This window comes from Cytobacillus sp. ABV4_503 (genome assembly GCF_056158445.1).
Genome location: NZ_JBSWTH010000001.1, coordinates 4559611 through 4584475, shown reverse-complemented (window position 1 = coordinate 4584475; position 24865 = coordinate 4559611). Strand labels below are relative to the sequence as shown.

The window sequence follows — 24865 nt, the reverse complement described above, 5'->3', positions numbered from 1 at the left end:
TATAAAACAATTCACCCTGAAAGGAGCAGTTTTTATGAAATTGCCTATTAAAGTATTATCTGCTTTAACCTTATCATCAGCATTAACCATCTCTACAGCCGTTCCGGCAGGTTTGGTTTCAGCAAATGAATCATCAGCTGCAGATTTTACACTATCATTAATGCATACCAATGACTCACACGCCAATATGGACAGCGCCGCTAAAAAAGTGACGGCAGTAAAGGAAGTAAGAGAAGCTAATCCGGATGCCCTGCTTGTTGATGCAGGAGATGTTTTTTCCGGAACGTTATATTTTAATAAATTCCTTGGACAAGCTGACCTGGAATTTATGAACCTGATGGGCTATGACATTATGACTTTCGGAAATCATGAATTCGACTTAGGTTCAAGTGCGGAGGGGCACAAAGCGCTGGCTGACTTTGTAAAAGGTGCACAATTCCCATTTGTCAGTTCAAACATAGATTTTTCTGAAGATGCAAGCCTGCAGGGCTTGTTCAGTGATGTTATTTCAAGCGAACCTGCTAATGGGAAAATATATAATGGCATCATCAAAGAGGTTAACGGTGAAAAGGTAGGATTTTTTGGCTTGACTACAGCCGAAACGGCCAGTATTTCCAGTCCGGGTAATGTTACATTCGAAGACTATATCGAAGAAGCAGAAAAAGCAGTAAAAGCTTTCGAGGGCATGGGAATTAATAAAATTGTAGCAGTAACTCATATTGGTTATGATGATAATCCGAATGTGGATAATGATTTAGCCTTGGCTGCTCAGGTAGATGGGATCGATGTGATTGTTGGAGGGCATAGCCATACGCAATTAAATGAGCCAGTGGTTGTGGCAGCTGATGAAACAGGAGCAGCAAAGGCCCCTACTGTCATTGTTCAAGCCGGCCAGTACAATAATTATCTCGGAACACTGGATGTACAATTTGATGAGGCAGGCACAGTAATTGGGCAAGCTGGAGAGCTTGTTAAAATATCGGATAAAGCAGAGGATCCTGATGCCGCAGTGCTTCTTGAAAAATACTCCTCACAAATAGAGGAATTAAAGAACACAGAAATTGGCGCAGAAACGGTGACTGCACTCGAAAATCCGCGGACAAGCGGAGACAGCACAGGACCAAGTGTACGGAAAAATGAAACAGCGCTAGGAAACCTAATTACAGACGGCATGCTTGCAAAAGCCAAGCAGTATAACAGCAATGTCATCATGGCTCTCCAAAATGGAGGAGGTATTCGTGCAGGCATTGATGCAGGGCCAATCACTGTTGGAGAAGTGATTACTGTTCTTCCATTTGGCAACACATTAGCAACTATGGAGCTGACGGGAGCTGAACTAAAAGATGCTTTTGAAATCAGTGTAGGTCAGTATCCAGCGGAAAACGGCGGCTTCCTGCATGTGTCCGGTGCAAAAGCAGAATTTGACTCCACAAAGCCTGCAGGTGAGCGAATAGTTTCGATCGCTTATAAAAATGATCAGGGCACTTACACGGAAATCCAGGATAATCAAACATACACAATCGCTACCAATGCCTTCACTGCCAAAGGCGGAGATGGATATACGGTCTTCGCAAAAGCTTATCAGGAGGGCAGAGTAACAGATCTTGGACTTTCCGACTGGGAAAACTTTGCCGAACACTTATCCAGCCTGGGCACAATCACACCAGCAGTGGAAGGGCGCATTGTAGATGTTGACAGTCTGCCGCCAGTAACAGAGCTGGATTTTGAAAAGAAATATAATCTTACTGATGATAAAAAGAAGAAGCTAGTAGTTAACAAGGTTTCTTTTATTAATGTAGAAGAATCCGCAGAAATCAGAAACGGCATCTGGCTCAAAAATTCTGCTGTTTTGCAAGGCAATGGCCTTAAGGACGTGAGTGTCCGTGTAACACCAAAGAAAGAGCCGATCATCATAGACTTTAGCGGTGCAGAAGTGAAGGAATTAGTTGTTGAGCAGAGTAAATTGGTAGAACTTAGAGGTATAGAAAATGTTCAGAAGCTTATTGTACAGAACTAGTAATCAATTTTAACCCGTCCTATCTATTCCTCCCAATGATAGTTCAGTTTGGGGCAAACATTTCATTATCAAGGAAACCGCCGGTGTTTTACATCGGCGGTTTTTTTAATGAAAAAAGACACCTGAATCAGGTGCCTAATAAAATCTCTTAAATCCATCAAAATGCTTCTTATAATAAGAATTTTCCAGGCTTGTAATTTCCACGCCATTGGAGCTGGCATGAATAAACTGGTTATTCCCCAGGTAAAAGCCCATATGGGAAATGCCCTGTCTGTATGTATTTTCGAAAAATACTAAATCACCGGGCTGAGGCTGACTAATATAATAAGAGCGGCTGTAGTAGCCGTCTGTTGAATACCTTCCCAGCGAGGATCCGGTTTTATTCAGTACATAATAGATAAATCCGCTGCAGTCAAATCCATCAGGAGCAGTGCCTGCCCACTTGTAAGGGACGCCGATATATTTTTGAGCCTCAGCCAATACAGTTGATACAGAACTATTTTCTTCCTTCACTTCTTCAGCGGGTTTTTCAGTTGAAGGCTTCAGGCCTGCTGCGCTTATTATGAGCTTTTGTCCTATTAAAATTAGGTCTGAACTGAGTTTGTTCCATTCTTTTATCTGCTGAACGGTTATATTATTTCTGCTGGCAATCAGGCTTAGTGTATCACCTTTAACAACGGTATAATTGCCAGAACTTCCAGAAGGTGCAGTGGCTGGCGGAGGTGCAGGGGCAGAAGGCTCCTTATCATTATTGCCTGAAGCTGTTTTTGAAACCTTTAAGACTTGTCCAGGATGAATAATATGATGAGTAAGCTGATTCCAGCTCATTAAATCTTTTAAACTGATTTTATGATTCAGAGCAATTTTAGACAAAGAATCGCCTGATTTGACTATATATGTATTGGCTGCACTTGGAATAGCCGGAGCCGGAGCTGGCGGTTTAACAGAAGGAACGCTATTTGCAGTGCCGGGCACTTGGAGTGATTGATTAATATATAGGGAATCTGAACTTAATTTGTTAATAGATTTAAGCTCTGTCACAGTGGTTTTGTATTTTATGGCTAATTGGTATAAAGTATCTCCCTTTTTCACCACATGTGTATCAGCCGAAGCCTTAGCTGCAAAACCTGAAGAAAGCATAGCCGCGGCTGCTAATGTGACAATCTGTTTTTTCACTTTTCCGATCCACTCCCGTCGACATATTTTAGATAATTTTACCACAAAAATTGTCCAAAAGAATTATATTTTTACATTCTTATACAATATATTTGTAAAAAACAGTGTCTGTCGACCTATGTCGAATCGCATGCTGTCAACAGATGAGATCTGATGTCGAAATACTGGTGAATATGTATATAAATAGAAACAAAGAGTATTTAAAGTACTAATTTGCTGAAAATTCATTATTTATATTAGTTAGTTATTGAACGAATGTGATATAGTAAATTTAGTAACAGGTCATAATATTTAGTCACAAATTTTGGAATAGCAAACCATTTGTAATGGAGGTCTAAACTTGTTAACAAATCATCTCGATTTTCGATTGGAGCCTAAGGTAAGGGAATTGTATGAAGAGCACAAAAAACGTGCTGAAAAAATAGACTGGGGCTATCACGAATTTCTCCCATGGGATAAAGCGCAGGATTTCCGGCGTGTTCCCTGGGATGAGAGCCAGGTGACACTTCCGGAGTCCGTCATTACGGCAGTGGAGACAGCGCTATTAACAGAAGTGAATCTCCCATGGTTCACCTCTTATTTGGACCAGACATTTAAAGGTTCATTGAGTGTCATTAAGGAATTTGTGCATACCTGGACAGCGGAAGAGGACCAGCACTCCAATCTGCTTGAAACCTATCTATTAATTACGCGCAATGTCCATCCGGGAAGGCTTCACCAGCTTCATAAGCAAACAGTGGAAAATGGCTGGAATCCTGATTTCCATACGCCTTTTGAAACAATGGTTTATACCTCCATGCAGGAGCTGGCCACCATGGTGTTTTACTATAATGTGGCGAAGGTAGCGGGCCCCCATGATAAGGATTTGGGCAGCTTGCTTAGGAGATTGGCTAAGGATGAGACCCTGCATTATGCTTTTTACAGAGACGTTATAAAATATCATCTGCAATTAGAACCTAATTACTGCTATTACCTCGGGAACGTCATCATGAACTTTAAAATGCCAGGTGCTGTTATGCCGGACTTTGAAGATCGGATGGCTATCATTGCAAAAGAGGCCAACTATGGCCCGCTTGAATATTTTGATCAGGTCCTGGATGTCATTATAGAGTATTGGGAGATAGAAAAGCTGAGGCCGATTGCACCTGAGGCAGAGAAAGCAAGACTTGATATTTTAAACTATCATGCTCGCTTGAAAAGAGTTCGGGATCGGTTTTACAGCAAGAAGTAATTTATAGAACCGGCGCGGCTGGTTCTATTTTTGCTGGAAATGAACCGATTTGTGAACGCTGCAAATAAAACCTGTATTTCTGCAAATAGAATAGTTAAACTTGCAAATAGAATAGCTAATCTTGCAAAGAAAATGCAAAATCTGCAAATGACACTCACTATTTCCAATAAAAACTCCTCACCTATAGTTTTGCAGCTCCCTTAATCGGGAAATTACCTCAATAAAACCACTTGGAGGTAAAGATTATGCTTCAATTTATAGAATCCCGCTCTCCCTCTACTATTGCCCTCGCCTTCAATGGCAATGCAACCAAGGAAGATGCAGAAAAACTGGATCAGCACGTGAGAGAAAATTTTAAAGATGGCCAGAAGTTCAATATTCTGGCCATAATGACGGATGTAGACGGGACCACTTTCCAAGGTGCCACGGAAGGACTGGAATTTGATATTAAAAGGTGGAAACAGTTTAATAAATTCGCTGTTGTCAGTGATAAAGACTGGATAGGCACTATATCAAAGCTCACGAACTACATGCCTGGGATCAAGGTTGAATACTTTGAAGGCCATCAGCTGGAAGAAGCTTGGTTGTGGATTAAAGAATAGTTCCATGTAGAACCCGAAAGTAATGCGACCCACATAGTTGAATAAATTGTAAATTTAGAGAGCTGCCCCAAATCATCCGGCAGCTCTGTTTTGTTTTAATATAGTGGTGATGAAACTTCTTACTTAACTCTGTAACCCTCTTATAGCTTGAACGGATGGAAATCTATTACTATTTTCATATTTGCAGTGAAAAGGGTTGCTTCTTTTTACTTATTTTTCCTTTTGGAAAAGGGTGAATAGTTAGTAAGGTAGAATAAAGCCAAATGTAAGTGTTTTCTGTATATTCAGAATAATAAACATGGCAACGAAAAGGGGGAGTCTTGCTCGGATAAAATTCACTTTGTTTATAGGAATTGATGGGTTTAGGAGAATATTTTAAGGCTGTAATAACTTTTGCAAGAAAAAAATTTTAGGAGGCGTAGGCATGTTCAATAGTAAAACTTTGTTTGTTTTTGTTTTATTGTTAGCCATGTTGATTCCCAGTCTTTCTTTTGCCGATAATATTACACCGCCAAAATCGGGCAACAGCCAGATCATTCATCAAAGCTTTAGTTCTGAAACCTTGGGGCGGGATTATAATTACAATATCTATTTGCCAGGCGAATATAAAAATTCAGGTGAAGAATATCCTGTTCTGTATCTTCTCCATGGATCTGGAGGAAACGAATATGATTGGGTACAAAACGGGAATGTAAAGAAAACAGCTGATAAATTGATTTCGAAAGGAGTCATACCCCCATCGATTATTGTCATGCCGGGCAGCAAAAGCTGGTGGGTTAATGGCCACAATGAAGCTGCAGAAAATGCATTCATCAATGACTTGATCCCTCATATTGATGAAACCTGGAGAACGATTGAGGAAAAAGAAGGCCGAATGGTTGCGGGTCTATCAGCTGGAGGCTATGGAACCGTTAACTTTGTTTTAAAACATCCTGAAATGTTTGCTGCAGGAGCAGCCTTAAGCCCTGCGGTTTATGTACCTGAGCCTCCAAGCCATTCATCGGGAAGAACGCACCCCACCTTCCAAAAGGATGGACAGTTTGACCCTGAGAAATGGGCTGAATTGAACTATACACAATATATCGATGCCTACAAGCAAAAGGGTATTAAGGTTCCTTTATACATCAACTCCGGAGACCATGATACATTTGATATCGCTTACCATGCTGCTGTTCTTTACCAGAATTTAAGAGAGCACCAGCCTGACCTGGTTGAATTTAGAGTGGTAGACGGCGACCATGAATGGAGGGTATGGAGAGAATCCTTGCCGGAAGCGATGGAGTACATGTATCAATTTATAGAATAGTATAAAGGAGAATGACAGTGTCATTGTTAAAGTATCCATTTATTTACAATTGACTTATGCCTATTTTTATGAAATAATAATAGATAACTAAATACTGGTACCTTTAAATCAGTCCCGTGAGGCTGACAAGGACAGCGGAAGTATGATACCAATGGGTGAGGTGCAGCCTGCCCATGGGTTCTTCATGCAGGAAAAGGCTTCTTGTCGGAAAACGGCGAGAAGCCTTTTCTTTTTCCATCCCCTTACTATCGAAAATCCTTCGGTACCAGTCCAAAAAATGAATGGAGGAATTGGTATGAAAAAAGTAGATTTGGATTTTTCGTTAGAGGCGGTACCCCAGGGGCATCGCAACGGTTTTTGGAAAATGCTTGTGGTGATGCTCGGTCTGACCTTCTTCTCAGCCAGCATGTGGTCAGGCGGAACACTTGGAACAGGATTAACGTTTATTCAATTTATCGGGATCGTTCTCGCAGGCAACTTGATTTTAGGTGCTTATACAGGAGCCCTTGCTTATATCGCTGCAAAAACTGGCTTATCAACACACCTGCTTACCCGCTATGCCTTCGGTGAAAAGGGATCTTACCTATCATCCTTTTTGCTGGCTGCGACTCAGGTTGGGTGGTTTGGCGTCGGGGTAGCGATGTTTGCGCTGCCGGTTCAGAAAGTAACAGGAATTGATGCGTATCTCCTGATTGCAGTTGCAGGTCTGCTGATGACAGGCACAGCCTTCTTTGGCATGAAGGCACTGGCAATCCTGAGTTTCGTAGCTGTCCCTTTAATCACTATTCTAGGAAGCTTCTCGGTTTTTAAAGCGACAGAAACAGCAGGCGGCCTGGAAGGGCTTATGCAATATCAGCCAACTGAGGCCATTAGTCTGGCAGCGGCTTTAACCATTTGCGTAGGTTCATTTATCAGTGCAGGTACGCTGACTCCAGACTTCGCGCGATTCTCAAATACAAAGCGTTCAGCAGTAGTATCAACAGTCATCGCCTTCTTCATCGGAAATTCTATCATGTTCCTCTTCGGTGCAATCGGTGCGATCGCAACAGGGCAATCTGATATCTCAGAAGTCATGTTCATCCAAAAGCTGATTTTCCCGGCAATTCTGGTTCTTGGCTTAAATATCTGGACAACGAACGATAACGCTTTATATGCATCAGGCTTAGGGTTTGCGAGCATTTTAAAGATCCGAAAAGGAAAGGTTGTCATCTTCAACGGGATTGTGGGAACAATTGCGGCCATGTGGCTGTACAACAACTTTGTCGGGTTCCTGACGATTCTGGGATCGACGCTGCCGTCAATCGGGGCTATCATCCTAGCAGATTACTTTATCGTGAATCGCGGAGAGTATAAGAAGTTTGCAGATATGAAGTTTAAGGCGGTTAACTGGATCGCCATCCTGGCCTGGGCAGCCGGCGTAGCTGCGGCAAATTTTGTACCGGGAATCCCGCCCATCAACTCACTTTTAGGATCAGCCGTAGTATTTGTCCTAGTATCAAAACTGGCTGCTTCTTTACAAGGCAAAAATTCAGTCAGGGAAGGGGAATTAAGAAGTGATTATTAAAAATGCAAAACTAAGAGGCCGGGAAGGCTTATGGAATATAGCGATACAAGGCGGAAAGATTCATAGCTTATCACAAGGGGAAGTGGAAGCAGGTCAGGGAATCCTTGATGCTGAAGGATCCCTGGTGTCGGCACCCTTCATCGAGCCCCATATTCACCTGGATACTACCCTGACAGCAGGCGAGCCGGAATGGAACCAGAGCGGAACATTATTCGAAGGCATCCAAAGATGGGCACAAAGAAAAGAAACCCTGACACATGAAGATGTAAAAACAAGGGCCAAAACGGCACTGAAATGGCAAATTGCACAGGGTATCCAGCATGTCCGCACACATGTGGATGTAACAGATCCCAGTCTGACTGCTTTAAAAGCACTTTTGGAAGTAAAAGAAGAAATGGCTGACTATGTGGATCTCCAGCTTGTAGCTTTTCCGCAGGAGGGAATCAATTCTTATCCAAGCGGCGCTGAGCTCATGGAGGAAGCACTGAAAATGGGGGCAGATGTGGTAGGAGGCATTCCTCATTTCGAGTTCACAAGGGAGTACGGCGTTGCTTCAATGAAAACGGCCTTTGATCTTGCTGAAAAGTATGACCGCCTTGTCGATATCCATTGCGATGAAATCGATGATGAACAGTCGCGCTTTGTGGAAGTTGTAGCTGCGGAAGCCTATGAACGCGGATTGGGCAGCCGGGTAACAGCCAGCCATACAACGGCAATGGGCTCGTATAATGATGCTTATACCTACAAGCTGTTCAGACTGTTAAAGCTATCAAACATTAATTTTGTCGCGAACCCGCTCGTAAACATTCATCTGCAGGGGCGCTTTGATACTTATCCGAAGCGCAGGGGAATTACAAGAGTAAAAGAACTGCTTGAAGCAGGACTTAACGTAAGCTTCGGCCATGACGATATCTTCGACCCTTGGTATCCGCTTGGCACCGGCAATATGCTGCAGGTGCTCCACATGGGCATTCATGTGTCACAGCTGATGGGCTATGAGCAAATTGTTAACTCCTTTGACCTGATTACAAATAACAGTGCCAAAACATTAAACATTGAAGAGAAATATGGAATTGCAGCCGGAAAACCGGCTAACCTGATCATTCTTGATGCGGAAAATGAGTATGAAGCGATCAGGCGTCAGGCTGCTGTCAGGTATTCTATAAGAAATGGAAAAGTAATTGCCGAAACGAAACCCAGCCAGACATCTGTGATGTTTGGGGAGGCAAAAGAGAATGTGAACTTTCATAAATGATAGATGAAAGACTGGCTCAGGCTGACTGGGTCAGTCTTTTTATGTTGTGAGGGAAATGAAATTTATTTTTATATTAATAGTTTTCTTTAACTATTAAACGTAAAAAAAATTATTATAAAACACAGGAATTGGATGTAAACGTTTACAAATAGAGTAACAAAGGATAAATCCCGATCCTATATATTTCGACTCTAAAAATATAGTAGAATATTTCGCTAATCTAAGATATACTAATTTTTATTAAAAAATACGAAAAATCTAAAAATAAATTCTAGTCAGTTATTTTGCTTTTTACTAAGGGAAATAGCGGGCTGAACTCCTTCAGCTCCGCTTACATAAAAACACAAGGAGGAAAATACAGATGAAAGGCAAGTCTTCACTAGTTTTAAGCATTTTACTGATTCTTTCATTGCTGCTTTCAGCATGTTCCGGCAGCGGTGAAGAAGCTTCAGGCGGCGGCAGCAGTGAACCAAAAGAGGGAGGTTCATTAATTTATGCCCGCGGTGCTGATGCTATTGGGCTGGACCCAATCAATGTAACAGATGGAGAATCCATCCGTGTAACAAGCAATATCTTTGAAACATTGTTTGTATATGACGAAAATCTTGAAGTCCAGCCAGGATTAGCGGAGTCTTACAAAGTCTCTGATGATGGAATGACCTGGACCATTACCCTTAAAAAGGACATTAAGTTCCAGGATGGAACAGATTTTAATGCAGATGCAGTCGTGTTTAACTTCGATCGATGGATGGATCCTCAAAACCCCTACCATAAAGGAGATTTTCCATACTATCCGTTCTTATATGGAGGCTTTAAAGGTGATCCAAACCATAAAATCGAGTATGTAAAAGCAGTGGATGAATCGACAGTAGAGTTTAAATTAACTGAAAAGACAGCTCCATTTATCAGCTACTTAGCTATTCCTATGTTTGGAATTGCCAGTCCGGCCGCGATTGAAAAGCACGGTGACAAGTTCTCTGAAAATCCGGTAGGAACAGGTCCTTTCGTATTTGATAGCTGGAAGCACAATGACAAAATAGTACTGAAGAAAAATGAAAATTATGCAGGTGAAGGGCCATATCTTGATGAGCTGATCTTCAGGGTTATCCCTGAGAATTCTTCACGCCTGACTGCACTTCAAGCTGGTGAAGTGGATATCATCGATGGCTTAAACCCCGATGATGCGACAACTATAGAAGCTGATTCACAGCTTAGTCTTGTAAAGCGCCCAAGCTTTAACATTGGCTACATGGTTCTCAATACGCAAATGGCACCTTTCGATGATGTAAAAGTACGTCAGGCAGTCAATATGGCCATTGATAAACAGGCCATTGTGGATGCATTTTATAATGGATATGCCGAAGTAGCAAAAAATCCATTCCCATCTGTGCTTTGGGGCTATAATGACAGCATTGAAGACTACAAATTCAATGTGGAAGAAGCGAAAAAACTATTGGCGGAAGCAGGATATCCAGATGGATTCAAGACCCAGCTTTGGGCGATGAGCAACCCAAGACCGTATATGCCACAGCCAATGAAGGTGGCAGAAGCCATCCAGTCAGATCTGAAGAAAATCGGCATTGAAGCCGAAATCGTTACCTATGAATGGGCAACGTATCTTCAAAAGTCAGGAAACGGGGAGCACCCAATGGGATTATACGGCTGGACAGGTGTAATGGCCGATCCGGATAACTTCCTTTTCCCGAATCTGAGTGCAACCAATACGGATAAACCTGCCAGCAACCGTGCGTTCTATGAGAACGAAGAATTCACGAAGCTTTTGCAGGATGCCCGTGTAACATTTGATCAGGACGAACGTGCAAAGCTTTACCAGCAGGCTCAGGAAATTTTCCACAAGGATGCCCCATGGGTGACTCTTGCACATACAACACCGCCAATCGCAATGGCGGGCTATGTCCAGGGATTCACTGCACACCCAATGGAGGATGATGATTTTACAAGGGTTTACCTGACGAATTAACAGGGACGAGGGGACAGGTTCCTTGTCCCAAGGAAGGAATTTGGGGACAGTTAACCTGTCCCTGTGTCCCCGTTTTCAAATCTAAGGGAGGGTTTCGCTGTGTATGAATTATTGAAAGGCCTGTGTGATATTGTGGGTCCCAGCGGTTTTGAACAGGATGTTCAAAGATTTATCTTAAATGAAGTGAAGGATTATGTGGATGAATACCACGTCGATCCGGTAGGAAACCTGATTGTGAAAAAGAAAGGGAATAACCCGGATTTCCCTTCTTTAGTCATTGCAGCTCACACCGATGAAATTGGGTTTATTGTCAAAAAGATTGAGAACAATGGGTTAATTCGATTTGAAAAATTAGGAGGATTCGATGACCGTATTCTTTTATCATTGCCGGTTAAGGTCCGTTCTGAAAAAGGCAATGTGGATGGAGTGATTGGAACCATTTCAGCCCACTATGTGAAATGGGATGATCCTAAACGCATTTCCAGCCACCGTGATCTTTATATTGATATCGGAGCCCGTACGGCAGAAGAAGCTATTGAAATGGGAATTAAGGTTGGGCAGCCCATCAGCTATGGCACAGAGTTCAAAAAAATAGGAAATAACCGTGTTATTGGTAAAGCTTTAGACGACCGAGCAGGCTGTGCACTATTGATCCGCTTACTTCAAAACATCGGAGGAAATGGGGCACAGCATGGCGACATTTACGGGGCTTTTACTGTTCAAGAGGAAGTAGGATTGAGAGGGGCTTCCGTTGTATCTGCTGCCGTAGATCCTGACTTTGCACTGGCACTTGATACTACACCAACCAGCGACACATTTGATGTCCTGATGACAGGCACGAGAAACCTTGGCAGCGGACCTTGCATCAAAATCGCTGATAAATCACTAATTGCCCACCCGCTTGTCACGCAGCACCTCGAAAAAGTGGCAGCAGAAGGGAATATTCCGTATCAGCATGAAGTCTTCATGGGAATCGGAACGGATGCCGGAGCCATACATATGACAAATAAAGGCGTCACAACGGGGGTGATCTCGATCCCGTCCCGCTATACACATACACCAATTGAAGTGGTCGACCTGGATGATATGGAGAACTCCTACAAATTGCTGCACGACTTTGTTGTGACATTGGATCAGCTGAAGGGAAAGACGTTTTTAGATACATAATCATATAAGATAAGACAGGGGGATCAAGCTCTCTGTCTTTTTTTTATAAAAGCAGCCGTGCGAAACGGCCTATTTGCGGAATTCTCCCCACTATATGCAGGTTTAGTTATTCTATTTGCAGATTCATGCAATCTATTTGCAGATTCAAGCATTCTATTTGCAGATTCAAGCATTCTATTTGCAGATTCAAGCAATCTATTTGCAAAATGAGCTTCTCTATTTACAGGTTTCCCGTTTCTATTAGTAATGTTCACATTCACGGGACAAGGGACAGTCAACCTGTCCCCCAAGCAGCGGCCTGGCAGGGATTGAACTCTCAGTCATTTTGTTAAAATCAATCAAACGTTTGATTGATTTTTCAGCTGAAAACAAATGAATATTTTAACAATTTATAATTTTAAGTTGAAATTACAGCGCTTACATAGTATATTGAATACGTATTCAAAAAGTAGAAATTTCAGAAAGTTGGTGAGCGATTGGAGAGAATAGCTGTATTGGGGTGCGGCACGATGGGCCATTCTATTGCGCTTAATGCGGCCTGGGCCGGACTGAGTGTGAAAATGCAGGGCATCAGCGACGCCGACCTGGAACAGGGTTGGACCAATATGCTGAAAAAGCTCGAGGTTATGCTCGATAACGGTATTTTATCCGATTCGGAAGCTGCCCAAATTCAGGAAAATATTAAAATGACCGTATCTGTTGAAGAAGCGGTCACGGATGCTACTTTTGTAATTGAAGCTGTACCGGAAAACATTCAATTAAAGATTGACTTATTTAAGCGTCTTGACGCTCTTTGTGCTCCCGATGTCATTCTGGCCAGCAATACTTCCGGTCTCAGTCCAACGGAGATTGCTTCTGAGACAGCATATCCGGAACGGACAGTGGTGACACACTTCTGGAATCCGGCTCATCTGATTCCGCTTGTCGAGGTCGTTCGCGGTGAGAAGACTGGCGATGAAGCAGTGGAAAGATCTTTTCAGCTTTTAAAGCAAATGAAGAAAAAGCCGATTGAGGTGAAAAAAGAGATTCCCGGTTTTGTCGGCAATCGCCTTCAATATGCACTCTTTCGCGAAGCCCAGTATCTTCTGGAGGAAGGCATCGCTAGCAAAGAAGATATTGATGATGCCGTTACTTACGGCATTGGACGCAGGCTGCCGGTTTCAGGCCCATTGATGACGGCCGACATGGGCGGACTGGATGTCTTCTCGGCCATCTCTGATTATCTGTTTCAGCATTTATCAAGTGCTGAGGGATCCCTGCCTGTTTTAAAGAAGCTTGTAGAGGAACAGAAGCTCGGCGATAAAACGGGTGAAGGCTACTACAAGTGGAATGAGGCTTTTTCCAGACAGTACAACCAGGAGAGGGAAGCTGAGCTGATCCGCTTTTTAAAGAAGGATCTGGGAATCCAATTAATCTGATGGAGGAATGTTATGAAGAACTTTCCCGATCTGGAGAATAAATCGGTGCTTGTGACAGGCGGAAGCAAAGGAATCGGAAGGGATATCGCCCTTTCCTTTGCGGAAAACGGAGCGAAGGTAGTAATTGTGGGGAGAAATGAAGAGGCTCTGCAGCAGACAACAGAAGAACTGAGAAAAAAGAATCCTAACAGCTTCTATGTTTCCGCTGATTTAAATAATGTTTCAGAGATTCAAAGAATGACAGAAGCGGCCGTAGATTATATGGGCTCAATTGATGTGCTGGTCAATAACGCGGGAATTAACCGGGCCAAGCCTGCCATGGAAGTGACGGAAGAGGATTGGGACCTGACGCTTGACACCAATTTGAAGGCAGCCTTTTTCTGCAGCCAGAAAGCAGCCGAATATATGATCCCGAATCAATCCGGCAAGATTGTCAACATTGCTTCCCAAATGGCCTTTGTCGGCTATTTCAAGCGGGCAGCCTATTGTGCCAGCAAGGGCGGTATGGTGCAGTTGACAAAAGCGCTTGCAGTGGAATGGGCATCTCATGGCATTAATGTTAATGCAGTGGCTCCAACCTTTATTGAAACAGAGCTGACTTCGAAAATGTTCGAAGACAAGGAATTTGAAAAGGAAGTCTACAGCAGGATTCCGCTTGGAAAGCTTGCGGATGCCGGGGATGTCTCAGCTGCTACACTATTCCTTTCTTCTAATCTATCAAAGTTTATTACAGGCGATACGATAAAAGTAGATGGCGGATGGACAGCCATTTAATTTTTTACAGATTTTTGCATACGTATTCAAAAATAAAAATTTGGAGTGATATCAAATGGCAACTTTCTTAAAGCAGGGAAAAAATGATCAAGAGGTACAGGAAGCAGATGTTAAAGTTAGAGAATCGGTAAGCGAGATTCTTAAAAATATCGAAGAAAACGGAGATGCAGAGGTCCGCAAGCTTTCCGAGCAGTTTGATAAGTGGTCACCGGAACAATTCAGATTATCTGAAGAGCAAATCAAGGAAATTGTGGCATCTGTACCTGAACAAACGATCAATGATATCAAGTTTGCACAGGAACAAATCCGCAATTTCGCTGAACATCAAAAAGCAGCATTGCAGGACATTGAAGTAGAAACATTGCCTGGCGTGTTCCTTGGCCATAAAAACATTCCGGTAAACAGTGTTGGATGCTATATTCCCGGCGGACGCTACCCGATGGTTGCTTCCTCCCACATGAGTGTTTTGACTGCAAAAGTGGCAGGCGTTAAGCGCGTGATTGCCTGCACACCTCCAATTAAAGGGGAGATCCCTTCTGCAACTGTCGCAGCTATGCATCTTGCAGGCGCTGACGAGATTTACCTACTTGGCGGAATCCAGGCGATGGGTGCAATGGCAATCGGAACAGAAACAATCGAACCAGTTGATATGCTGGTTGGACCAGGTAATGCATTTGTTGCGGAAGCAAAGCGCCAATTATACGGCAGAGTGGGAATTGACTTGTTTGCGGGACCGACTGAGGTTCTTGTCATAGCGGATGAAACATCCGATGCTGAAATAATTGCAACGGATTTATTAGGACAGGCTGAGCATGGACCTAACTCTCCGGCATGCCTAATTACAACTTCAGAGAAACTGGCGAACGAAACAGTGGCAGAAATTGAACGCCAGCTTGAGACACTTCCAACAGCAGATGTTGCGGGCGCGGCATGGAAAGATTACGGTTCTATCATTCTTGTTGACAGCCTGGAAGAAGCCGTAGTGGAAGCGGATAAATTGGCTTATGAGCACGTAGAGGTTTTAACTGAGGATCCAAGCTACTTCCTTGAAAACATGACAAACTATGGTGCGCTTTTCCTTGGGCCGGAAACGAACGTTGCTTACGGGGATAAAGTCATTGGCACAAACCATACGCTTCCTACTAAAAAGGCAGCACGCTACACTGGAGGACTATGGGTTGGAAAATTCCTGAAAACGTGCACATATCAGAGAACAACACCTGAAGCAAGTGCAAAGATTGGTGAATATGCATCCCGTCTATGTGACCTTGAAGGCTTTAAGGGACACCAGGCACAGGCTGATCTTCGCGTGAAGCGCTACAGCAGCCTCGTGAAGTAAGCAAAATCTGTTATAATTTCTCTGTCTAGATTCAGGCAGGAGGAACATGCGTTGAAAAATAAAAAAGTGACAGCCATGGATGTCGCCCGGCTGGCAGGCGTTTCGCAATCGAGCGTGTCCAGGGCTTTTAGTGAAAATTCAAGTATCTCATCAAAAAAGAAAAAGCTTATTCTGGAGGCTGCTGAGCAGCTGGGATATCAGCCGAATGCCATTGCCCGCGGCCTGATCACGAATCAGTCCCGCATCATTGGGATTGTCATGCGGAATATCCAGAACCCTTTTTATCCGGAAATCCTCGATAAGTTTTACAGCAGGCTGGCTGAAAAAGGGTACAAGGTAATGTTTATCAACTCCCAGAATAACGAAATACAAGAGGATGAAGTGAGCCATTTAATTGAGTACAGCGTTGAGGGAGCAATCATCACAGATGCGCTATTGACCTCTTCGACTGTGCAGAAGTTTACCCGCAATGGCATCTCGGTCGTCCTGTTTAACCGATATGTGAACGATTCCTTAAGCAGTGCTGTTGTGTGTGATAACTTTGCTGCCGGCAAAAGGATAGGGCACTACTTGATAGAAAAAGGACATGAAAATCCCGCCTTTATCTCCGGACCGATGAATACATCAACAACAGTGGATCGGAAAAATGGGTTCCAGGAAGCTTTGAAAGAACACGGCATCTCTTCCTTTTTAACCGAAAACGGCCTTTATTCGTATGATGGAGGATTTGCAGCAGCGGAAAAATTGCTGGAACAGGATAAAAAGTTAGATGCCATCTTCTGTGCAAATGATATATCCGCTTTTGGCGCAATGGATTATCTGAAAAAACGGGGTATCAGAATCCCTGAGGATATTTCTGTCATAGGCTTTGACAATGTGGCTATGTCAGATTGGTCTTCTTATGAATTAACCACCTGGCATCAGCCGGTTGATGAAATGGTCGATTATTCGATAAACCTTCTTTTGGAGCATATTAATGGGGACACGGACGCCCCTGAAATCCAAAGAATAGAAGGGCATTTAGTGGAAAGAGGATCAGTAGCGGACAGAAGGTGATGAAGTGAAGGCAGGGGTTATAGTAAAACCAATTTTACATCTTTGAAATTCGATAAGTGTCTAGCTCCAGGCGCCATCGGCTCTCGGGTCTAAGCCAATCCGTCCAAAAGGTTAAAGAACAACCTTTCAGCCGGCTTGTCTTATGCTTGAGGCCCGCAGGACAAGGAAGGCTTCGTCAGCATTGCATCGCACGACCGAAAGCGGCAGCTTTTGGGAGGATGCGGGTCATGCAGACGTTGCCACAGGACGTGGCGGTTTTAGTCTGCGTTCCTAGGTAGGCGGGCGCCTTGCGCTTTTCTGATAGGAGGCTTTTTATGCTAAGTATGATTGGATTGCTTGGGGGTATCGGGCTTCTCATCTATTTAACGATGAGAGGGATGAACCTGCTGCTTGCTGCCCCTCTTGCTGCATTTATTGTTGCAATATTCAGTGGATTACCGATTTTTCCTCAGCTGGCAGGAGAGGATGAAGTCAATTTTCTAACCAACTATATGAACGGATTTGCCGGGTTTATTACATCCTGGTATTTAATGTTCTTATTCGGTGCCATTTTTGGAAAACTAATGGAGGATAGCGGAGCAGCAGACAGTGTTTCCAAATGGATTATCGACAAGATTGGCATGAAACGGGCAGCGTTGGCTGTTGTCATTGCCTGTGCGGTCTTAACCTATGGCGGTGTAAGTCTGTTTGTTGTTGCATTCTCCGTATATCCAATGGCCTTGAGCCTATTTAAGGAAGCCAACCTGCCAAGAAGGTTTATACCGGCAGCTCTTGCCTTCGGTTCGACTACATTTACCATGACGTCAGCGGGTTCACCGGAAATCCAGAACTGGATTCCGATTGAATTCCTGGGAACTTCCCCATATGCCGCCTGGGAAGTCAGCTTCATTGTTGCTGTCTTTATGATGGCATTTGGATACTGGTGGCTGAAGAAAATGATTAACAAGGCGATCCGCAATGGAGAAAAATTTGAGGCAAGAGAAACGGATTCTGCTTTGATCCGTGAAAACCTGCCAAGCCCGATGTTAAGTTTGATTCCGCTTTTGGTCGTCCTTGTGATTTCATTTATCTTCCATGATTCATTGGCCCAGTCAGCCCTGATTATCGCGTTATTGAGCGGCTGCTTTGCCACCTATTTTCTGAACCGCAAGTATTTTACGAATGTATGGGGAGCCGTGTCTGAAGGAACGATTGGCGCATTGATTGCCATTGCCAATACATCCGCGGTTGTCGGCTTTGGCGGTGTGGCTAAAGCTACACCTGCCTTTGCAAGTGCAGTAGATGCCATGACAAGCATTCCGGGAAGTCCTTTAATCGGCGGGGCCCTGGCTGTTGCTGTCATTGCAGGTCTGACCGGATCTGCTTCAGGTGGCCAATCCATCGCCCTGCCGCTGCTTGCCCCGCATTATCTGGATATGGGTGTCAATGCAAGTGAACTCCATCGTGTTGTGGCGATATCATCCGGATCGATTGATTCCTTGCCGCATGGCGGTTACGTTGTGACAACCATCCGTGCAATCTGCGGTGAATCACATAAGGATGCCTACCCGGCATTTGGTGCATTGACAGTTATTGTTCCGATACTTGGTGTTATTTTAGCGGTCATTTTATTTTCGATTTTCTAAATGGCTTTTGCAGAAAGACAGAGGGGTTTAGGCTCTCTGTCTTTCTTTTTATAAAATCCGCTATGTGCAGTGGTCTATTTGCAAAAATTCCGCCTTTATTTGCAGCATTGGCCATTTATTTGCAGGTTCTAACAGTCTATTTGCAAAATTAACATCTTTATCTGCAGGTTACCCGCTTTTATTTGCAAAGTTCACAATCGGCAATACAGAAAGCAACGCTCCTGCGTAGTTCGGAATTGACCTTTCCTCTCTATTTGTTCTAAGAGTGTTATAATTTAGAAAATTAAGATATGTGGAGGGATCCTATATGCCTCAAATACATATAGATGAACTGCTAAAAGTGAAAAATTGGATGACCCCGAGCCCTTTTTGTATTCAGCCGGGGCAAACACTGGGAGAAGCTGCAAAAATGATGGTGGATCTTCACCTGGAAAGTCTGCCGGTATTGGATGAGAAGAATGGGTTAGTCGGTATGATCACATCAAGAAAGCTGCTTAACTACTTTGCCCAGGGCAACTCAGGAGACGCCTTAATTGGCAGTATTCCCAAATCCAATCTGGCGGCAGTCCGGCCAGATGATTCGATCCTTGATATTTTGTCGCTACCATATGATCAGCTTCCTGTCATAGGTGAAGATGGAAAACTGCTTGGCATATTGACAACCAGGGATATTCTGGATGGCCTCTCCAAATATCTGTATAAGCTGAGGCAGCAGCATAATTCCGAAGGTGCCCTTGGTGCCATTTTGGAAAGTGCCTACGAGGGAATAGCGGTTGTTGATGAAACTGGCATTCTGCAGGAATTCAATGAAGCATACAGCCGTTTTACCGGAATTAAACGGGAGGATGCCATTGGCAGGCATGTGACAGAGGTAATCGATAACACTCATCTTCATGAGACCGTAAAGACCGGAATCGCCGAACGCGGGGTTCTCCAGAACATCCAGGGACATGACATGGTGGTGCACCGGATTCCGCTATGGAAGGAAGGCAGGATTGCCGGGGCCATTGGAATGCTGATTTTTGAGGGAGTAACCGAAGTATATAAAATCTATGAAAAGCTGCAGGAAAATCAAACGGCTATGCCGGATCTTTTCACAAAGAAAAAGGAAAGCGATAGCCGGATTACGATTGATCAGATCATTGGGACAAGTGAAGGCATCGCAAATGTAAAGCGGCTGGCACGGAAGGCGGCAAGGACTGCGGCAACTGTTCTGATTACAGGTGAAAGCGGGACGGGAAAAGAGATGTTCGCAAAAAGCATCCACCATCTCAGCCCCTTTTCGACTGGACCGTTCATCAGTGTGAACTGCGGGGCCATTCCAGAGCACTTATTCGAATCCGAACTGTTTGGCTATGAAGAAGGTGCATTTACCGGCGCGAAAAAGGGCGGCAAGCCCGGAAAATTCGAATTGGCAGACAACGGTACTATTTTTCTCGATGAAATCGGGGAGATGCCGCTTGTCATGCAAACCAAGCTCCTGAGGGTTCTCCAGGAAAAAGAAGCTGAACGGGTCGGGAGCGTTAAAAAATATCAAATCAATGTGAGAGTCATCGCCGCGACAAATCGTGACCTGAAGCAGATGATCGATGACGGAGATTTTCGGGAGGACCTATTCTACCGGCTAAACATCATCCAGCTCCACATCCCTCCGCTGCGCGAGAGAAAAAAGATATTCCGGTCCTGCTGGTTCATTATCTGAGGGAAATTTGCGGCAAGTACCAGATACCTGGAAAGATATTCACATCTGAAGCAGTGAATGCTTTTGTCCAGCATCCCTGGAGAGGGAATATCCGGGAGATGGTAAATACGGTAGAGCAGCTTGTGACGCTGGCGGACGGGAAGGTCATTGACTATCATCATTTGCCGGATCCGCTGAAAACGGCGGAACCATCCAGTGAAAAAGCAAAGGAAGTACGATCGGCAGCAGGATCTATTGAGGAAGCCAAGGTTCTAGGGAACCAAAGAGAATCGGAATTGATTCTTGATGCCTTAAGAAATGCGGGCGGGAATAAATCGAAGGCGGCTGATTTACTGGGGATCCATCGGACAACCCTCTACCAAAAGCTGAAAAAGCATGGAATAACCTGAACAAAGTGTAGTATTTTCACTACAAAAAATCTACATCTGTAGTGTAGTGGCTACACATTTGCAGAAATAAAACACTGATTTTTCTGGATTTTGAAGTTGGCACGCTCCTTGCAAGTATAGTAGCAACAGAACAAAAGGGGTGGAGTATCCAATGGAGAAACCAGCAGTTTTCCGTGTGCCGGAAGCGATTTTTTATGGAAGGGGATCTTCCGAAAAAGTTGGAAGTGAAGCGGCGCTTAGAGGGAAAAACGCATTAATAATCAGTGACAAGATAATGGATCAGCTTGGTTATGTAAGCGAATGCAGAACCTATCTTCAGGAAGCCGGAGTTAAAAGCGAGGTATACCTTGGTGTAGCATCAGAACCAACTGATGAGTATGTGGCAGAAGCATTGGCGCTTTTTGAAAAAGAACAATGTGACCTGGTTATCTCAGTAGGGGGCGGAAGCTGTATTGATACGGCAAAAGCCATCGCCGTTCTTGCAACAAATGGCGGCTATATCAGCGATTATATGGGAGGAAGGAAACTGGCCCAGAATGCACCTGTACCTCATATTGCCATTCCGACAACAGCTGGGACAGGCTCTGAGGCAACAGATGTAACAGTCATCACGAACTCAGCCAATGATGTAAAAATGATGATCAAGCAGCCTGCTTTCATGCCGAGTGTGGCGATTGTGGATCCTTTACTCACGATATCTTCACCGAAGAATGTTACATCCGCAACAGGGGTGGATGCATTAAGCCATGCCATAGAAGCGTATCTGTCTAAAAAAGCACATCCGATGACCGATACGATGGCCATATCGGCTATGAAATTGATTGTGGAAAATATTTTAACCGCTTACAATGAGGGGCAAAATATCGATGCCCGTGAGGCGATGAGCCTTGGTTCTCTTCAGGCGGGAATGGCGTTCTCGAATGCATCTGTATGTCTTGTGCACGGAATGAGCCGTCCCATTGGAGCCCTATTCCATGTGCCGCATGGAATCTCGAATGCCATGCTTTTGCCGGCCGTATTGGAATTCAGCCAGGAAGCATGTGTGGATCGCTTAGCAGATATCGGACGAATTTTTCAGCCTGATAATGAAAGCCTTACCAGAGAAGAGGCAGCTGAAATCGCTGTTCAATCTGTTAAGAATTTGTGCTTGAAATTAAATATTCCTAACTTAAGAGGATGGGGAATTGACGAAGAAGCTTTTAAGGCTGCGGTAGGAAAAATGGCAACAGATGCGATTGACAGCGGCAGCCCTGGCAACAATCCAAGAGTCCCGACTCAGAGCGAGCTGGAAGAGCTATACCATGTTTGCTATGAATATCAGTTTTCCTCTGAAACAGAAAAAGTGTAACAGGGGGACAATCAGATGCTTGGAATGCTGGGGTTAATCGCTTCACTGATTCTATTAATGTATTTAACAATGAAAGGCGTAAATATAATTATTGCCGCCATCATCAGCGCCGTTGTGGTTGCTCTTACAGGAGGACTTAACCTTGAGACCGCCCTGACAGAGCATTATATGACAGGCTTTACAAATTATTTTTACTCATGGTTTCTAATCTTCCTGCTTGGGGCAGTTTTCGGAAAAATTATGCAAGTAACCAGGGCGGCTGACAGCATTGCGAATTGGGTTAAGGATACACTGGGCCCATCAAGAGCTGTATTTGCTGTCGTGGCCGCAGCAGCGATTATGACATATGGCGGCGTCAGCTTGTTTGTCGTAGGCTTCGCAGTATACCCAATTGCTGTTTCCTTATTTAAAGTGGCCAATCTGCCGCATCGTTTTATCCCGGCCGCTTTGGTGTTTGGTTCGATTTCGTTTACGATGACAGCACCGGGCTCACCGGAAATCCAAAACCTGATTCCAACTGAGTTTTTCGGAACAAAGCCGACAGCAGGTGGAATCATTGGAGTGTTAATGGCATTAATCATCATGATAACAGGCGGTATCTTACTAAGCCGAATGGTGAAAAAAGCGGTTCAAAATGGAGAGGTATTTTCTTTGCCGAATCAGCCGGCTGGTGCTGCAAATGAGTCGGCGGCTGCTCTGGAAACGGAGCTGTCCATGCAAAGGCCTGATGCTGCTCCTGGAGGGAAGGAATTCCCGCATGTATTGATGGCAATATTGCCGCTTGCTTCCGTTATTGCCATATTAAACACAGCAGCCAACTTTACTTCGTCAACGGCTGCCGCTTTAATTTCCCTGACGAGCGGAATCATTTTGGCATGTGTATTGATGATTAAATATCTGATTGGTTTTTGGGAGGCTTTGGCAAAAGGTGCCCAGGATGCTTTAGTCGCCGCGGCTAATACGTGTGCCGTTGTGGGCTTCGGCAGTGTTGCCGCCCAGGTAGCTGCCTTTGATACATTTGTCGATGCCCTGGTCAATATTCCGGGACCTCCCTTAATGGGACTGGCGATAGCTGTTACGCTGATTTGCGGGATTACAGGTTCGGCTTCAGGCGGTTTGGGGATTGCCCTTCCGATTCTGGCTCCCATGTATATGGCCCAAGGCCTGGACCCTGGCGCGATGCACAGGATTTCAGCACTGGCTTCGGGCGGGCTGGACTCACTTCCGCATAATGGCTATGTCGTTACGACAATCCGGGCGATATGCGGGGAAACCCATAAACGAGCCTACTGGCCAATTTTTATTTTGAGTGTAGCGATGCCAACGGCTGTATTATTCCTGGCTGTGATTTTATATTCAATTTTTTAAAATAATAGACTTCTAATTTTGAAAGGGGATTTTACTCATGACAGCGACAACAACAAAGGTATTAAAGAACTTTATCAATGGCGAATGGGAGGATGCAAACACGGATAAATTCGAATTGGTGCCAAACCCGGCAACAGGCGAGGAGCTTGCACGCACACCGATTTCAACCCGCGAAGATGTAGATAAAGCTGTTCAGGCTGCGAAAGAAGCGTTTAAAACCTGGAGCAAAACGCCGGTCCCAAAGAGAGCGAGAATTCTATTTAAATATCAGCAATTATTAGTAGATAACTGGGATGAACTTGCGAAATTGATTACACAGGAAAACGGAAAAAACTATAAAGAAGCATACGGAGAGGTTCAGCGCGGCATTGAATGTGTTGAATTCGCTGCAGGCGCACCATCCCTTATGATGGGCAAGCAGCTTCCTGACATTGCGACGAATATCGAATCGGGCATGTACCGCTACCCGGTTGGCGTTATCGGCGGCATCACGCCTTTCAACTTCCCGATGATGGTTCCGTGCTGGATGTTCCCGCTTGCGATTGCGTGCGGTAATACATTTGTGTTAAAGCCATCTGAAAGAACGCCAATCCTGGCTAACCGCCTGGCAGAGCTGTTTGCTGAAGCCGGCCTTCCAGCTGGTGTATTCAATATCGTTCACGGTGCGCATGACGTAGTAAACAGCCTGATTGATCATAAGGATGTACCGGCAATTTCATTTGTGGGCTCCCAGCCTGTAGCCGAGTATATCTACAAATCTGCTACTGCAAACGGTAAACGTGTTCAGGCGCTTGCCGGTGCTAAGAACCACTCAATCGTGATGCCTGATGCAGACCTTGATGGTGCGGTTAAGGAAATTATTGCTGCCGCTTACGGGTCAGCAGGTGAAAGGTGCATGGCCTGCTCTGTGGTAGTAGCCGTGGATTCTGTTGCCGATGAGCTGGTAGCGAAATTAAATGAGCAGGCGGGCCAGCTGACAATCGGAAATGGCCTGGACGAAGAAGTTTTCTTAGGTCCAGTCATCCGGCCGGAAAACAAGGAGCGTACAAGCGGCTATATTGAAATTGGCGAAAAAGAAGGAGCAACCCTTGTTCGCGATGGCCGCAAAGATGAAGCTTACCATGAAAATGGATACTTTATCGGACCGACAATTTTTGATCATGTCGATCCATCAATGAAAATCTGGAAGGAAGAAATCTTCGCACCGGTACTTTCTGTTGTGCGTGTAAAAAATCTTGAAGAAGCGATCGAGCTTACGAACAAATCAGACTTCGGAAATGGCGCATGCCTATTCACTGACAGCGGAAGCAGTGTCCGCTACTTCAGAGAAAACATCGAGGTCGGCATGCTCGGCGTTAACATCGGCGTACCGGCTCCAATGGCCTTCTTCCCATTCTCCGGCTGGAAAAATTCGTTCTACGGAGACCTTCACGCAAACGGAACAGATGGTGTGGAATTCTATACGAGAAGAAAGATGCTGACTGCACGCTGGTAAGAATAAGAAAGATGAGGCACCTGCAATGAAATGCGGGTGCCTCTTTTTATTA

The 24865-nt window shown here is 44.4% G+C and carries 17 protein-coding genes and 1 pseudogene; 17 read left to right on the top strand and 1 reads right to left on the bottom strand.

The window, feature by feature from the left end:
• Window positions 1-34: 34 nt before the first annotated feature.
• Complete coding sequence (locus tag ACXAD1_RS22875; RefSeq protein ID WP_206840578.1) at window positions 35-2017, top strand: bifunctional metallophosphatase/5'-nucleotidase; 1983 nt, start codon at window positions 35-37, stop codon at window positions 2015-2017.
• A gap of 135 nt (window positions 2018-2152) precedes the next feature.
• On the opposite strand, the gene ACXAD1_RS22870 is transcribed toward ACXAD1_RS22875, so the two are convergent.
• Entirely contained in the window at window positions 2153-3193 is a 1041-nt protein-coding gene (locus ACXAD1_RS22870; protein WP_474911133.1) for a C40 family peptidase, read from the bottom strand.
• 340 nt (window positions 3194-3533) lie between these two features.
• Here ACXAD1_RS22870 and ACXAD1_RS22865 point away from each other — a divergent pair, with 340 nt between their 5' ends.
• The 16 genes and pseudogenes from ACXAD1_RS22865 to ACXAD1_RS22790 all read left to right on the top strand — a co-directional run bounded on the left by ACXAD1_RS22865 (window position 3534) and on the right by ACXAD1_RS22790 (window position 24813).
• On the top strand, window positions 3534-4424 hold the full coding sequence (locus ACXAD1_RS22865) for an acyl-ACP desaturase (RefSeq protein WP_474911132.1): 891 nt from the start codon (window positions 3534-3536) through the stop codon (window positions 4422-4424).
• Window positions 4425-4669: 245 nt separating this feature from the next.
• Window positions 4670-5026: a SpoIIAA family protein gene (locus tag ACXAD1_RS22860; RefSeq protein ID WP_474911131.1), complete on the top strand. Its 357-nt coding sequence runs from the start codon at window positions 4670-4672 to the stop codon at window positions 5024-5026.
• 424 nt (window positions 5027-5450) lie between these two features.
• Window positions 5451-6332: an alpha/beta hydrolase gene (locus tag ACXAD1_RS22855; RefSeq protein ID WP_474911130.1), complete on the top strand. Its 882-nt coding sequence runs from the start codon at window positions 5451-5453 to the stop codon at window positions 6330-6332.
• A 295-nt stretch (window positions 6333-6627) separates the two neighbouring features.
• Complete coding sequence (gene codB, locus ACXAD1_RS22850) at window positions 6628-7896, top strand: cytosine permease (protein WP_206840569.1); 1269 nt, start codon at window positions 6628-6630, stop codon at window positions 7894-7896.
• The gene (locus tag ACXAD1_RS22845; protein WP_206840567.1) at window positions 7886-9151 is read left to right on the top strand and encodes a cytosine deaminase; all 1266 of its coding nucleotides are present in this window, start codon (window positions 7886-7888) and stop codon (window positions 9149-9151) included. Before codB ends, ACXAD1_RS22845 begins: the two co-directional genes overlap by 11 nt.
• A 361-nt stretch (window positions 9152-9512) precedes the next feature.
• On the top strand, window positions 9513-11132 hold the full coding sequence (locus tag ACXAD1_RS22840; protein WP_474911129.1) for an ABC transporter substrate-binding protein: 1620 nt from the start codon (window positions 9513-9515) through the stop codon (window positions 11130-11132).
• Window positions 11133-11231: 99 nt separating this feature from the next.
• The gene (locus ACXAD1_RS22835) at window positions 11232-12299 is read left to right on the top strand and encodes a M42 family metallopeptidase (RefSeq protein WP_474911128.1); all 1068 of its coding nucleotides are present in this window, start codon (window positions 11232-11234) and stop codon (window positions 12297-12299) included.
• A 476-nt stretch (window positions 12300-12775) separates the two neighbouring features.
• Window positions 12776-13717, top strand: a complete 942-nt coding sequence (locus ACXAD1_RS22830; protein ID WP_474911127.1) for a 3-hydroxyacyl-CoA dehydrogenase family protein — start codon at window positions 12776-12778, stop codon at window positions 13715-13717.
• A gap of 12 nt (window positions 13718-13729) precedes the next feature.
• Entirely contained in the window at window positions 13730-14491 is a 762-nt protein-coding gene (locus ACXAD1_RS22825; RefSeq protein ID WP_474911126.1) for an SDR family NAD(P)-dependent oxidoreductase, read from the top strand.
• A gap of 55 nt (window positions 14492-14546) precedes the next feature.
• Window positions 14547-15830 (top strand): histidinol dehydrogenase, encoded by a 1284-nt coding sequence (hisD, locus tag ACXAD1_RS22820; protein ID WP_206840559.1) that lies wholly within the window; start codon window positions 14547-14549, stop codon window positions 15828-15830.
• 51 nt (window positions 15831-15881) lie between these two features.
• Window positions 15882-16886, top strand: coding sequence for a LacI family DNA-binding transcriptional regulator (locus ACXAD1_RS22815; RefSeq protein WP_474911125.1), 1005 nt, complete (start codon window positions 15882-15884; stop codon window positions 16884-16886).
• Between the two features lie 314 nt (window positions 16887-17200).
• Entirely contained in the window at window positions 17201-18511 is a 1311-nt protein-coding gene (locus tag ACXAD1_RS22810) for a GntP family permease (protein WP_474911124.1), read from the top strand.
• A 307-nt stretch (window positions 18512-18818) separates the two neighbouring features.
• Window positions 18819-20602 (top strand): annotated as a pseudogene (locus ACXAD1_RS22805) (sigma 54-interacting transcriptional regulator).
• Window positions 20603-20753: 151 nt separating this feature from the next.
• On the top strand, window positions 20754-21950 hold the full coding sequence (locus tag ACXAD1_RS22800) for an iron-containing alcohol dehydrogenase (protein WP_474911123.1): 1197 nt from the start codon (window positions 20754-20756) through the stop codon (window positions 21948-21950).
• Between the two features lie 15 nt (window positions 21951-21965).
• Window positions 21966-23318: a GntP family permease gene (locus ACXAD1_RS22795; RefSeq protein WP_474911122.1), complete on the top strand. Its 1353-nt coding sequence runs from the start codon at window positions 21966-21968 to the stop codon at window positions 23316-23318.
• 37 nt (window positions 23319-23355) lie between these two features.
• The gene (locus ACXAD1_RS22790; protein WP_474911121.1) at window positions 23356-24813 is read left to right on the top strand and encodes a CoA-acylating methylmalonate-semialdehyde dehydrogenase; all 1458 of its coding nucleotides are present in this window, start codon (window positions 23356-23358) and stop codon (window positions 24811-24813) included.
• Window positions 24814-24865 lie beyond the last annotated feature (52 nt).

Coding starts and splice junctions, on each gene's coding strand:
- ACXAD1_RS22840 (WP_474911129.1), top strand. CDS start 9,513: ATGAAAGGCAAGTCTTCACTAGTTTTAAGCATTTTACTGATTCTTTCA.
- hisD (WP_206840559.1), top strand. CDS start 14,547: ATGGCAACTTTCTTAAAGCAGGGAAAAAATGATCAAGAGGTACAGGAA.
- ACXAD1_RS22855 (WP_474911130.1), top strand. CDS start 5,451: ATGTTCAATAGTAAAACTTTGTTTGTTTTTGTTTTATTGTTAGCCATG.
- ACXAD1_RS22790 (WP_474911121.1), top strand. CDS start 23,356: ATGACAGCGACAACAACAAAGGTATTAAAGAACTTTATCAATGGCGAA.
- codB (WP_206840569.1), top strand. CDS start 6,628: ATGAAAAAAGTAGATTTGGATTTTTCGTTAGAGGCGGTACCCCAGGGG.
- ACXAD1_RS22825 (WP_474911126.1), top strand. CDS start 13,730: ATGAAGAACTTTCCCGATCTGGAGAATAAATCGGTGCTTGTGACAGGC.
- ACXAD1_RS22810 (WP_474911124.1), top strand. CDS start 17,201: ATGCTAAGTATGATTGGATTGCTTGGGGGTATCGGGCTTCTCATCTAT.
- ACXAD1_RS22800 (WP_474911123.1), top strand. CDS start 20,754: ATGGAGAAACCAGCAGTTTTCCGTGTGCCGGAAGCGATTTTTTATGGA.
- ACXAD1_RS22860 (WP_474911131.1), top strand. CDS start 4,670: ATGCTTCAATTTATAGAATCCCGCTCTCCCTCTACTATTGCCCTCGCC.
- ACXAD1_RS22795 (WP_474911122.1), top strand. CDS start 21,966: ATGCTTGGAATGCTGGGGTTAATCGCTTCACTGATTCTATTAATGTAT.
- ACXAD1_RS22875 (WP_206840578.1), top strand. CDS start 35: ATGAAATTGCCTATTAAAGTATTATCTGCTTTAACCTTATCATCAGCA.